The organism is Herbiconiux aconitum, from assembly GCF_024979235.1.
Taxonomy (GTDB): Bacteria; Actinomycetota; Actinomycetes; order Actinomycetales; family Microbacteriaceae; genus Herbiconiux; species Herbiconiux aconitum.
Map to the genome: position 1 here is coordinate 1,056,063 of NZ_JANLCM010000001.1, position 11,928 is coordinate 1,067,990.

Below are 11,928 nucleotides of genomic sequence, written 5' to 3' on the forward strand. Positions count from 1 at the left end.
CTCTAGATCACCAGCCTTGGCTGATTGCGAACTGTGTCCGAGAGCCGCAGGAGCAGACCCACGATGATCCAGTTGGCCACCAGGGACGAGCCGCCGGCGGCCATGAACGGTGTGGTGAGGCCGGTGAGCGGGATGACCCGGGTGACGCCGCCGATCACGATGAAGCACTGCAGGGCGACGGTGAACGAGAGGCCGACCCCGAGCAGGCGACCGAAGTCGTCCTGCCCCGCGAAGCTGATCCGGAAGCCGCGGGAGATGAAGAGGAGGTAGAGGGCGAAGATCGCGAACAGTCCGGCGAGACCGAGCTCCTCGCCGACCGAGGCGATGATGTAGTCGCTCTGCGCCAGCGGAGTGATGTCGGGCCGGCCCTGGCCGAGGCCTGTGCCGATCAGGCCGCCGTTCGCCAAGCCGAAGAGACCCTGCACCAGCTGGTAGCTGCCGCCCACCTCGTCGTAGATGGCGGGGTTGAAGGCATCCAGCCAGTTCGTGAAACGGTCGTTGACGTAGGTGAGCACCTGGCCGGCGATCACGCCGCCCGCGAGGAAGAGCCCGACTCCGAGCACCACCCAGCTGGCGCGACCCGTGGCCACGTAGATCATCACGACGAACAGTCCGAAGTAGAGAAGAGCCGTGCCCAGGTCGCGCTGGAAGATGATGACCGACATCGACAGCGCCCAGAGCACCAGAATCGGTCCGAGGTCGCGGGCGCGCGGGAAGCGCATGCCGAGGAACTTGGTGCCCACCATCGACAAGCTGTCGCGGCGGGAGACGAGGTAGCCGGCGAAGAACACGGCGAGGGCGATCTTCGCGACTTCACCGGGCTGGAACGAGAAGGCGCCGACGTGGATCCAGACCCGGGCGCCGTTGATCTCCTGGCCGATCACCGGCAGCATCGGGAGGAGCAGCAGCACAGCGGCCACGAACATGGCGATGTAGGTGTAGCGCTGCAGCACCCGGTGGTTGCGGATGACCAGGATCACGCCGATCGCCAGTGCGATCGCGACTCCGCTCCACACCACCTGGCGCACGGCCGTGCTCTCCCAGCCGGTGAGCTTCTCCGCGATGTCGATGCGGTAGATCACCGCGATGCCGATGCCGTTCAAGAGCGCCGCGATGGGCAGGATGAACGGATCGGCGTTCGTTGCCACGAAGCGCAGGGCGATGTGCATGCCTAACACGAGCACGGCGAGACCGACGCCGAGTGTGAACACGGTCATGTCGGCGTAGCCGAGCGCACCGAACTGCACCAGCACGACGGCGAAGGCGTTCACCGCGCAGACGAACAGGAGCAGGAACAGCTCGAGGTTGCGGAGCTTCTGCGGAACGCGGATGCGACGGATGCCGCGCCCGGGGGTCGGGGCGGGTGCGGCGGTGCCGGCACCGGGGAGTCCGTTCGGCGCGGTCAATGGACCGGTGGCGTTCGTCATGGCGCCGATCCGTTCGGGGTGGGTGTCGGCGTGGGTGTGGCGGTCGGAGTGCTCGTGCTTTCGCCGTCCGTTCCGTCCGTTCCGTCCGCGATGCCCGACGCCGCCGCGTCGCTCAGTCGTTTCACGATCTCGAGCGCCGCCGTCACCGAGTCGGCGCTGATGGTGTTCTCGACCTGACGTTGGTTGAAGGGAGGCAGCGCATCCGTCTGGATGTCGGTCTCCTGGAAGACGTGCGAGAGTGCCATCGGGCCGACGGTCTGCTGCACACCCTGGAAGATGGCCACGGTGCCGTTGGATTCGCCCACGTAGTAGCGGGTCTGGGTCCAGCGGAAGCCCGCATAGAGGCCGGCGGCGATCAGCGCCAGCACGATGAGTACGCCCACCAACCAGGTGACCTTGCGGCGGCGACTGCGGCGGCGGTCTTCCTCGATGAGTTCGTCGAGATAGTCGTCGGACTCGGGTTCGAAGTGGCTGGGTTCGGTGGACGCTGGTCCGCGCGGATGCAGGCGGAGGCCCGGGATTCCGGTCATCCGTGTGGGGCGACGGCCGGCCGGCTTCTCGAAGGCGATCGGCTGGGCGGCCGAGCCGACCACGACCGGGGTGACGTCGGGCGACTCGAACGACTGGTGCACGTCGACCACGACGACGGTCACGTTGTCGGGAGCGCCGTGGTCGAGGCTCTCCTTGATCAGCGCGTTCGCGGCATCCCGCGGCGCGATGTTGTTCTTCAGGATCTTCTCGATGTCGTCGAACTCGACCACACCGCTCAGACCGTCGGAACAGAGCATCCAGCGGTCGCCGGGACGCGTGTCCATCACCTGGAGGTCGACCTCGGGCGCCGCGTCGACGTCGCCGAGCACGCGCATCAGCACACTGCGGCGAGGGTGCGTCTTCGCTTCCTCGGGCGTGATGCGGCCGGAGTCGACGAGGCGCTGCACGAAGGTGTGGTCGACGGTGATCTGAGTGAGCACGTCGTCGCGCAGGCGGTAGACGCGCGAGTCGCCGATGTGGGCCAGGGCGACGCTGTGGCCCACGCGCACGAGGGCGCTGAGGGTCGTGCCCATTCCGGTGAGCTCCGGATGCTCGTAGACCGTCTCGGTGAGCACCGCGTTCGCGGCGACGATCGCCTCCTGCAGCGCAAACTCGGCGTCGACGGCGGAGCTGTAGTGCCCGTCGATCTCGGCCAGGCGCTTGAGTGCCAGGGCGGAGGCCACGTCGCCTCCCGCGTGCCCGCCCATGCCGTCGGCCACGGCGAACAGCGTCTCTCCCGCGAAGCCCGAGTCTTGGTTGTTGGAGCGGATCTTTCCAACGTGGGACACGGCCGCGCTCACGGTCACAATCGCCACAGGCTACCGCCGGAGCTCGAAGCTCGTGGCGCCGATCCGGATGGGCGTGTTGAGAGGGATGTGCACCGGCGCGGTGACCCTCTGCCCGTCGAGGAAGGTTCCGTTGGTCGAGTCGAGGTCCTGGATGACCCACTCGTCGCCCCAGATCATGAGGCGGGCGTGGTGGGTGGAGGTGTAGTCGTCGCGGATCACGACGCTGGAATCGGAGGATCGTCCGATGGTGAGCGGTTCGTTGCCGAGCGGGATCTCGCTGCCCGACTTGGCACCCGAGGTGATGACGAGGCGCCTGGCGTTGCTCGTGGTGGCGTGGGGCGGCCCGCTGAGTTCGGTTCCGGGCGCGGGGATGAAGGTGGGGACCTTCGGGGCGGGGGCGTGCGGAGCGCCGGTGGCGGCCGCGGCCGCGACGCCCGCGGCGACACCGGCACCGGCCGCTGCCGGGATGCCCGAGCTGGGGGTGGCCGGGCTGCCGGGGCCGCCTGCGCCTGCCGTCGCGGTTGCGTCTTTGAGGCGCCGCACGCGCTGGCCGAACAGATCCGACCGCATCGCGTAGACCACGATGAAGATGAACACCCAGAGCAGCGCCAGGAAGGCGAGCTGCAGGATGAGGAGTGTGAGTTCGCTCATGTCGCCGCCTACCGCCAGAATCCACCGGGATCGAGGGGCGGGCGGTTGGGGTCGTGTGCCGAGTGGTTCTGGTTCGGGGCCTGGCTCTGCGATCGTGCCGCGCTCGTGGCGGCGGCCGGAGCCGCACCGCGGGATGCGTTCGACGACTGGGGAACGATGCGGAACACGATGTTCGTGCGCCCGATCTGGATGACCGAGTCGGGCTCGAGGTTGGCGCGCTGGAAGGCCTGCCCGTTCAGCTGCGAGCCGTTCGTGGAGCCGAGGTCGCGGGCTTGGGCGTGCGAGCCGTCCCACAAGATCTCGACGTGCTTGCGCGAGGTTCCGGTGTCGTCGACCGTGATGTCGGCGTCGCTGCCGCGCCCGATGATCGTGCGCGACTTGGTGATCGGATGCCGACGGCCGGCGATGTCGAGCACGGGCGTCCACGTGACGTTGCCCTGAACATTTGCGGAATCGATCTGGATCACGCCCGTGGTGAGCTTCGGGTCGTTCACGAGATCGATGGTCACACCGCCCGCGAACTGGAAACCCTGCTGGGCGGCGTGCTGCTGCACGATCTGGTTGAGATCGTCGACGAGGGTCGGCCCGATGCCGGTCATCCGCTGGTAGTCGGTGGGGGCGAGCAGCACGCGGAAGCTGTTCGGAACGAGGATGCGGTCGCGCGAGACGACGGCCGCCTTCGTATCGAGCTCCCGCTTCAGCGCCGAAGAGATCTCGACCGGCTGGAGCCCCGAGCGGAAGGTCTTGGCGAACGCGCCGTTGACGGCGCGTTCGAGACCCTTCTCGAAGTTGTCCAGTATTCCCACGTCTCTCCCGATCTCCTTGCTCGAACCCGCCTGTGCCCGGCTCCCTCGTGGGGCGCCGTGCTTTGTCGTCTCTCCGGTTTCCGTGGTGTCGATTGTCGCTTCGCGCAGGCGGCGCGTGCTGATGAAGGCGTGAATGCTACGTCGATGTTACTTGTCTTGGGTGTTAATGCACTCTCAGCCGGACGGGCGCCCCCAGTTCGCGAGCAGCTCGCGCGCGTGCTAATCTCTCCTAGTTCGCGCGAGTGGCGGAATTGGCAGACGCGCTGGCTTCAGGTGCCAGTGCCCGCAAGGGCGTGGGGGTTCAAGTCCCCCCTCGCGCACGAACGACCTGACCGGATCCATGATGGGTCCGGTCCATGGTCATTGTCGATGGCATCATTGCCTCATCCGGTCGGCTCAGCCGTCAAGAGATCCCCCGGCGTCGTATCGCGCCAGCGCGTCGGCATCGGTCGCCAAGGTCGCGGCCCGTCGCGCTCCGTCGAGGGCGGCCACCGGGTCGGCTTCGACCTGTGCCAGAGCCAGTTCGCGCTCGGCAGCGGCCAGCCGGGTGCGCGCATCCGTGCCGACCGCGCCGCGGCGCGCGGAGATGAAGTCACTCGCCGTGCGGATGTGACTGTCGGCGATGCGCACCGCTCCGACGAGTGCGGATCGGGCGGAATCGAGCCGCTGCTGCGCGGTGCGGGCGACGGCAAGGGTCTCGTCGAGCCGGGATGTCGCTGTGCCGAGCGCGTCGAGGTCGGCGGTGGGATGCGGTGGGCTGCGTGTCGCGGCGGTGCGGGCGACGTCGTCGAGAGCCGACGAGGCCGCGACGATCCGGGCGACCGCGTCGGCATCCTCGATCGTGTCGCGCAGACGCGACGCCTCCACGATCAGGGAGCGGGCGGCTGCGACGGCATCGTCTCGGGAAGTGAGTGCCGCGCGGAGCGAATCGCGCATCCGATCGATCGAGTCAAGGAGGTCTGACCCGCGGCGGACCGCAGCTTCAGCCGCCTGCACCTGCGAGGCGACGGGAGTCAGCGGGGAGGCCTCGAGTGAGGTGGTGGCGTCGTCGATGAGCCGCTCGGCCTCGTCGAACGCGCTGCGGGCCGCGTCGGTTCTGCCCACCACCGGGGCGACGGCCTCGGCGGCGTACGCGGCCGCGAGGGCGTCCGACGATGCGGTCGCGGCGGGGAGACGGGAGCGGCCGGTTGCGATGTCGTCGCGCACGCGCCGTAGCGAGTCGGGCGCGGTGGTCTCCTGTCGTCGACGGCGCTCGAAGGCCCGTGACTGCGCTGTCACGAGTGCGTGGGCGGAGTCGCTGAGCGAGAGGATGCGTTTGCTCCAGTCGCGCTGCTGCTGCTCACTGTCGGGCACCGAGTCGTCGAGGCGTTGTTTGAGGGCGAAAGCCTCCGAGGCCCGCGACTTGGCGGTCGTGATCGCATCGGCGAACTCGTGCGTCGTCTCGGGGCCGAACTCGGCGATCGCGAACTGCAGCTCCACGTCGGCGTCACGGATGGCGTCGTCCATCTGCACCAACTGGATGTTGGCCGAGCGAATGAGGTCGGAGACCTCCACGCGGGCGGGTGCGTGGCCGATCTGCGGTGCGATCCGGCGCCGGGCACGGCGGCGCAAGAACGACAAGCCCACGATGAGTGCGACCACGACGACCGCGAAGACGATGAGGCTCGGAATGAGGGAGAAGTCGCCCATGGGGAAATAGTAGGGAATCGGGATGTGAGTAGGGATTGCTCATAACAGGGTGGGGGTCGGGGCTGGGATGGTCAAGGTTCGTCCCTTGATGTCACGAAGAGAGTTCTCATGCACCGCACCGATCGTCGGACAACACGCCGAGTGGCCGTCACCCTGGGTGCCCTGGTGGGCGCAGTCCTCTTGTCGACATTCACGGTGATGCCGGCGTCGGCGGCGCCTGCGGGTGCGCTTCGCGGGCCGACTGACCCGATCTCGGTCGCGTCGGTCGGCGCCTCACCGAACTTCGGTTACGTCAAGGAGGGCGCCTCTGTCACCCGAACGATCCAGCTCCAGAACGATGGCGTCGACAGTTGGTCGATCGATCCGGCGCCGCTGAGCGCATTATCCTTTCCCTTCGCCCTGGATTCGACGACGCTGGTCGCCGGCCAGGAGGTCATGCCGGGGCAGATCCGGAGCATCACCGTGTCGTACACAGCGCCGGCGGCAGGTGCGGCGTCGAATCGGCCGATTTCACTCACGGTGGCGGATTTCGAGATGCCGGGGAGTTCGCTCTTCACCCTGACGTTCGAGGGGCATTCCCTCGAAACCGATCGGTCGTACTTCGAAGTGACGACGGCTGCCGGCGCGGGGGCCGTGGACTTCGGAACGGTCAAGCTGGGCGAGACGGCCAAAGTGAGCATGAAAGTGCTGGTTCGCGGGATCGATCCGATGAAGTTCGCTGACGGCCAGATCTCAGTGCTGAACGGTGCGGGAATGCCGGTTCCCGGGGTGACCGTGTCGCAGTCGAGCTTCGGCGCGGGTGGTGCGACCTACCGACCGGGGCAGACCGCCACGTTCGAATTGAGCTTCACGCCGACGACCGCGGGTACCGAGGTGGGAACTCTGACTGTGAGCGGCACGGCGATGAGCGGCGACCCGGAGGCCAAGGACTTCATCGCCACGTTGAGCCTACGGGCGGTCGCGGTCACGCCAGCCACTCCCACTCCCACCCCGACGCCGACCCCCACTCCGACGACGACGCCTCCTCCCACGACCGGCCCGACCGCGCCTGGCGGCAACTCTGGATCGGCGGGCACTTCGGGCGGATCGTTCGGCTCTGGATCCGGATCCGGATCGGGCACCGGGGCGGGACGCACCGGTTCTCTCGCGAACACCGGCGCGGAGCAGGAGACCGGCCTGGGCCTGGGCGCGCTCGCCGTGTTCGGCTGCGGGGTCGCGATGATCCTGGTGCGTCGCTTCACCCGCTCGCGAGGCTGACGCCCCTGCGGCATTCGTCGCGGGAGTGCCAGCTGGCGCTGCTGGGCCGCTACAGGAGCAGGTCGCGGAGCTGGTCGACCGAGTGCACGACCGCGATCGCGCCCAGCGCCTCGGCGGGTGAACCGTAGCCCCACTCCACCATGATGGCGGGCACCCCGTGCTCGCCGGCACCGATGATGTCGTGCTCCCGATCGCCCACCAGGACGATGTTCGAGAGGTCGACGCCCTGCTCGCGCAAGCGGCGCAGGGCCTCCTCCACGACGTCGGCTTTGGCGCTCCGGGTCTCGTCTTCGGAGGAGCCGCAGATCACCGCGAAGCACTCCGTGATCTCGAGGTGCTCCAGGATGCGATGGGCCTGCACCTCCGACTTCGAGGTCGCGAGAGCAAGCGGGATGCCGGCGGCGTGCAGTGCGCGCACGAGTCCGAGCATCCCGGGGTACACCGCCGCGTCGTCTTGCGGGCCCTCGCTCGCCGCGAGCCCGCGGTAGACGACGAGCGCTTCCTTCGCCTCGTCCTCGGTCATCGACGCCACGTCGCGGAAGCCGTCGAGGATCGGCGGCCCCACGAAGGCGACGAGTTCAGCCGGCAGCGGCACGGGGCGCCCCATGGCCTGGAGCGTCCGCGACAGGCGCCCGATGATCCCGGGCGCGGAGTCGGTGATGGTTCCGTCGAGATCGAAGAGGATGCACGACCACGGCTTGGACGGATTTTTGCGGATCACCCGAGTCATCCTATTGTCGGCGTGCCGAGCGCCCACAACCGGGCATAGACTCGGCCGACGATGCAGCAGACCGCCGCGAACCGGATCGGCCCGATCCTCACCGCCCTCCTCCTCGTCGTGGCCACGATCGCCGTGGCGAGTGGCGCATTGCCCTGGCCCGACTTCGAGGCGCTCGTCGCCCGCGTCGTTCCCGTGCTCGGGTTCGTGGTGGCGATCACCGTCGTCGCCGAACTGGCCAGCGCCGCGGGCGTCTTCACGGCGCTCGCCGAGCGGCTCGCGGGTTGGGGCCGTGGCCGCATCTGGCTGCTCTGGCTCTTCGTCATCGCACTCGCCGTCGTCTGCACGGCGTTCCTCTCGCTCGACACCACCGCCGTTCTGGTCACCCCGGTCGTCGTCGTTCTGGCGCTGCACATCGGTGTCTCACCCATCCCGTTCGCGCTCGCCGCGGTATGGCTGGCGAACACCGCATCCCTCTTCCTCCCGGTGTCGAATCTCACGAATCTGCTCGCGGCGGAATCCTTCGGCGGAAGTGCCGCCGGGTTCATCGCGGCCGCCTGGGCGCCGGCGGTGGTGGGCGTCGTGGTGAGCGCAGGCATCCTCTCGATCGTGTTCCACCGCTCGCTACGCGGCCGCTTCGTCGCACCGGCTCGCACCGAGATCACCGACCGGTCGCTCCTTCTCTATTGCGCAGTGGTGGTGCTGCTCCTGCTCCCGCTGCTCGTCTCCGGCCTCCCCGTCGAGATCGTGGCCGGGGCGGCCGCCGTGCTTCTGCTCGTGGCCTTCCTGGTGCGGGACCGCAGCGCGATCCGAGCCACCCTCATCCCGTGGCAGGCACTCGGCATCGCCTCCGGGCTCTTCGTTCTGGTCGAGACGGCGCACGCGCACGGGCTCGAGTCGGTGCTGGCCGCGGTCTCCGGATCGGGCGACGACCCGCTCAGCCTTCTGCACTTGGCCGCCATCGGAGCACTCGGCGCCAACACCATCAACAACCTCCCGGCCTATCTGGTGCTGGAGCCGCAGGCGGGTGATCGGCTGCGGCTGGTGGCTCTGCTCATCGGAGTGAACCTCGGCCCGCTCGTCACGCCGTGGGCATCGCTCGCGACCCTGCTCTGGCATCAGCGGTTGACCGCGCTCGGGGTCACGATCTCCTGGCCGAAGTTCATGGGGCTCGGGCTGATCGCCGTGGTCGTCATCGTGCCGGCCGCGACCGTGGCGCTCGCCGTCTTCGGGTAAGGCGGTCAGCCGACCACGAACTCCCGCTTCACCACCTGCGCGAGGCTCGCGACATCGAACTGCACGGCGACGAAATCCGCCGTCTCGACCAGGGCCAGCGCCTCGCGAGCGGGGAGGATCATCGCCTGCGCGGTCGGGCGCTGCTCCACCGGAACCGCGAGACGGAGTTCGGCCACCGAGGTGAACAACGGGAGCACCAGTTCGCCGGTGGTGGACAGGATGGTGCGGAGCTGCGGATCCGTCGCATCCGTCGACCCGGTGATGTCGACGACGAGTCCGCCGGTGCGCATAGCCGCGAGGAGGGCGTCGAGCGTGGTGCGGTTCGGCAGCGCTGCGAAGGTCTCGAGCGCCTTGCGGAGCGGGCGGTTCGAATACGACTTGGGAAAGGCAGGTGCACGGCGGGCCACCCGCCCAGCCTAGCCAGAACCCCGGATCGGGCCGGCGAGCGAGCGCGGACCCCCTAGAAGAGGCGCGAGTCGGCGTCGTCGAGGCCGCGCATCGCGTCGTAGTCGAGCACGACGCAGCGGATGCCGCGATCCTGCGCGAGAGTGCGCGCCTGCGGTTTGATCTCCTGCGCGGCGAACACGCCCTGCACCGGCGCGAGGTGCGGATCGCGGTTCATCAGCTCGAGGTAGCGGGTGAGCTGTTCGACCCCGTCGATGTCGCCGCGGCGCTTGATCTCGACCGCGACCGCCGCGCCACCGGAATCCCGGGCCAGGATGTCGACCGGACCGATGGCCGTCATGTACTCGCGCCGCACGAGGGTGTGGCCGTCGCCCAGCAATCCGATCTGCTCGGCCAGGAGCTTCTGTAGATGCGCCTCGACACCGTCTTTGACGAGGCCGGGATCGATGCCCAGCTCGTGCGCTGAATCGTGCTCGATGTCGTACAGCGACACGATCAGCACGTCGTCGGTCTTCTTCTGCGTGACCTTCCACACCGCCGTGATGCCGGCTTCCGCCTGCACCTCGTCGGGCTCGAGTTCGGTGACGGTGCAGGGCGGGCTCATCCAGTTCAGCGGCTTGTAGGAACCGCCGTCGGAGTGCACCAGGATGCTGCCGTCGCTTTTGCGCATGAGCAGGCGTTTCGCGAGCGGGAGATGGGCGCTGAGGCGGCCGGCGTAGTCGACGGAGCAGGTGGCAATGACTAGACGCACCTGTAGAGCGTAACCGGCTTGGGGGGTCGGTGCTGCGCTGACCGATGAGGGGGCGGGGCGGGGCGCTGCGGCGTCGACGGCTGGGGTCTCCGCCCATAGACGCCCGCCACACCTGGGACCCCAGCCGTCGACGCCGCAGCTCGTGCCGAGGCTGGTGTGCTGCCGCAGCTCGTGGCGAGGCTGGTGTGCTGCCGCGGCTAGGGGGGAGAGGGTGCTGCGCTGCCGCGGCTAGTGGGAAGGGGAAAGGGTGCGGGGGGCGCGCTCTCGGGCGGCGGGGGAGAAGAGGCCGGCCAGGACGACGAGCACGAGAACGAGGAGGAGGGCGGGGAGGATGCCGAACTGGTGACCGAGGAGGCCGATCACCGGCGGACCGACGAGGAAGGCGACGTAGCCGATGATGGCCACCGCACTCACGCGGGCGGCGGACTGCTTGGGGTCGTCGGTGTCTGCGGCCGCTGACATCCCCACCGGGAAGCCCAACGAGCACCCGAGCGCCCAGAACGCGGCGCCGACATATGCCAGCCACGGCATAGGCGCCCCGAAGATGAAGATCAGGATGCCGATGACGCCCAGCAGCGCGCTCACGCGGAGCACCGGCACCCGCCCGAAGCGGTCGAGAACCGGGCCGCCCGCGATGCGGCCGAGGGTCATCGAGATCGTGAAGACGCCGAACACGACCGCGGCGGTGGTGTTGGACTGGTTGTACCCGTCGGCGACCGCGATGGTGAGCCAGTCGTTGGCGGAGCCTTCGGCGAAGGCCATGCCGAGCATGATGACGCCGATGGCGAGCAGGCGCAGGTCTTTCCAGACGGCGAGGCTCGCGAGCAGGCGTTCCTTGAACGGGGTGCGCGGCGCCGAGAGCTCGGGGTCGTCGGCCTCCACTCCCCGCGGCACGAAGCGGATGGCGACCAGCACGCTCACCACGATGATGGCGGCGATGACCGAGAGGTGCACCGCGACATCGATCGAGAGTGCCGATGCGAGGGCTCCGAGACCAGCGCCCGCGACGGTTCCGAAACTGAAGAAGGCGTGCATCAGGGGCATCAGCGTCTTGCCGATGGCACGCTCGGCCGCGGCACCCTCGACGTTCATCATCACGTCGACCGCTCCGTTGCCGAATCCGAAGACCGCGAGACCGGCGCCCACGACGAGCGCCGAGCCGAGAACAGATGTTCCGAGCCCGATCACGACCGTGCCGGAAGCCACCAGACACAGCGAGAGCACCATGCCTCCGCGCGCCCCGATCCGCAGCATGACAGGCGGGGCGACGATCAGGCCGATCACCGATCCGGCCGACATCGCGAAGATGAGCACGCCGATCTGCGCCGTGTCGAGGCTCAGCTGGTCGCGCACGGCAGGAAGCCGCGCGACCCAGCTCGCGATGGAGATGCCGCTCAAGGCGAACACGACGAAGATCGCGTTGCGCCAGGCGAGCAACTGCCGGCGGGTGAGGGTGTCGGTCATGGGGTGGGTCGCGTCCGTTCGCGGTCGGTGGGGAGCTGGGCCGGTCGGGCTGCGGAGTCGTTGCGGTGCGATCGAACCGATCCGCTTACACTATCGGCCCACTCACACCGGGCACACGCGAAGGGTGTCGTCGAGACGACCCGGCCGCGCGCATCCGGTGCACTACTGTCGTGCACAGACGCCTGGGGTGGGGGTCGGGGGAGGA

General features: G+C 68.7%; 11 protein-coding genes and 1 tRNA gene. 3 read left to right on the forward strand and 9 right to left on the reverse strand.

What is annotated here, in order from left to right:
* Positions 1-2: 2 nt before the first annotated feature.
* From N1027_RS04820 to N1027_RS04835, 4 genes are read right to left on the reverse strand one after another with little or no spacing between them, the layout of a single operon-like run.
* Positions 3-1,427 carry an FtsW/RodA/SpoVE family cell cycle protein gene (locus tag N1027_RS04820; protein WP_259505746.1) on the reverse strand — a complete coding sequence of 475 codons (1,425 nt, stop codon included), beginning with the start codon at positions 1,425-1,427 and terminating at the stop codon, positions 3-5.
* The gene (locus N1027_RS04825; RefSeq protein WP_259505747.1) at positions 1,424-2,746 is read right to left on the reverse strand and encodes a PP2C family protein-serine/threonine phosphatase; all 1,323 of its coding nucleotides are present in this window, start codon (positions 2,744-2,746) and stop codon (positions 1,424-1,426) included. Before N1027_RS04825 ends, N1027_RS04820 begins: the two co-directional genes overlap by 4 nt.
* A gap of 30 nt (positions 2,747-2,776) precedes the next feature.
* Positions 2,777-3,397 carry an FHA domain-containing protein FhaB/FipA gene (locus tag N1027_RS04830; protein ID WP_259505756.1) on the reverse strand — a complete coding sequence of 207 codons (621 nt, stop codon included), beginning with the start codon at positions 3,395-3,397 and terminating at the stop codon, positions 2,777-2,779.
* A gap of 8 nt (positions 3,398-3,405) precedes the next feature.
* Positions 3,406-4,203: an FHA domain-containing protein gene (locus tag N1027_RS04835; protein WP_259505758.1), complete on the reverse strand. Its 798-nt coding sequence runs from the start codon at positions 4,201-4,203 to the stop codon at positions 3,406-3,408.
* Positions 4,204-4,439: 236 nt separating this feature from the next.
* Between N1027_RS04835 and N1027_RS04840 the strand changes: the two genes are divergently transcribed.
* A tRNA-Leu gene (locus N1027_RS04840) sits at positions 4,440-4,523 on the forward strand.
* A 76-nt stretch (positions 4,524-4,599) separates the two neighbouring features.
* Here the strand turns inward: N1027_RS04840 and N1027_RS04845 are convergent.
* Positions 4,600-5,892, reverse strand: a complete 1,293-nt coding sequence (locus N1027_RS04845; RefSeq protein ID WP_259505760.1) for a hypothetical protein — start codon at positions 5,890-5,892, stop codon at positions 4,600-4,602.
* 141 nt (positions 5,893-6,033) lie between these two features.
* Here N1027_RS04845 and N1027_RS04850 point away from each other — a divergent pair, with 141 nt between their 5' ends.
* On the forward strand, positions 6,034-7,149 hold the full coding sequence (locus N1027_RS04850) for a hypothetical protein (protein ID WP_259505762.1): 1,116 nt from the start codon (positions 6,034-6,036) through the stop codon (positions 7,147-7,149).
* Between the two features lie 49 nt (positions 7,150-7,198).
* Here the strand turns inward: N1027_RS04850 and N1027_RS04855 are convergent, their stop codons facing one another.
* A complete protein-coding gene (locus N1027_RS04855) occupies positions 7,199-7,870 on the reverse strand; it encodes an HAD hydrolase-like protein (protein WP_259505764.1) in 672 nt (223 codons plus the stop codon).
* A gap of 60 nt (positions 7,871-7,930) precedes the next feature.
* Between N1027_RS04855 and N1027_RS04860 the strand changes: the two genes are divergently transcribed.
* A complete protein-coding gene (locus N1027_RS04860; protein ID WP_259505766.1) occupies positions 7,931-9,103 on the forward strand; it encodes an SLC13 family permease in 1,173 nt (390 codons plus the stop codon).
* Between the two features lie 5 nt (positions 9,104-9,108).
* Here the strand turns inward: N1027_RS04860 and N1027_RS04865 are convergent, their stop codons facing one another.
* From N1027_RS04865 to N1027_RS04875, 3 genes are all read right to left on the reverse strand, one after another.
* Positions 9,109-9,510: an SseB family protein gene (locus N1027_RS04865; RefSeq protein WP_259505768.1), complete on the reverse strand. Its 402-nt coding sequence runs from the start codon at positions 9,508-9,510 to the stop codon at positions 9,109-9,111.
* Positions 9,511-9,563: 53 nt separating this feature from the next.
* Positions 9,564-10,259 (reverse strand): endonuclease NucS, encoded by a 696-nt coding sequence (nucS, locus tag N1027_RS04870; RefSeq protein WP_259505770.1) that lies wholly within the window; start codon positions 10,257-10,259, stop codon positions 9,564-9,566.
* 228 nt (positions 10,260-10,487) lie between these two features.
* A complete protein-coding gene (locus tag N1027_RS04875) occupies positions 10,488-11,723 on the reverse strand; it encodes an MFS transporter (protein ID WP_259505772.1) in 1,236 nt (411 codons plus the stop codon).
* Positions 11,724-11,928 lie beyond the last annotated feature (205 nt).

Bases quoted from the DNA above. Each gene is read 5' to 3' on its own strand.
- N1027_RS04820 (WP_259505746.1), bottom strand. From the start codon at position 1,427: ATGACGAACGCCACCGGTCCATTGACCGCGCCGAACGGACTCCCCGGT.
- N1027_RS04830 (WP_259505756.1), bottom strand. From the start codon at position 3,397: ATGAGCGAACTCACACTCCTCATCCTGCAGCTCGCCTTCCTGGCGCTG.
- N1027_RS04845 (WP_259505760.1), bottom strand. From the start codon at position 5,892: ATGGGCGACTTCTCCCTCATTCCGAGCCTCATCGTCTTCGCGGTCGTC.
- N1027_RS04860 (WP_259505766.1), top strand. From the start codon at position 7,931: ATGCAGCAGACCGCCGCGAACCGGATCGGCCCGATCCTCACCGCCCTC.
- N1027_RS04875 (WP_259505772.1), bottom strand. From the start codon at position 11,723: ATGACCGACACCCTCACCCGCCGGCAGTTGCTCGCCTGGCGCAACGCG.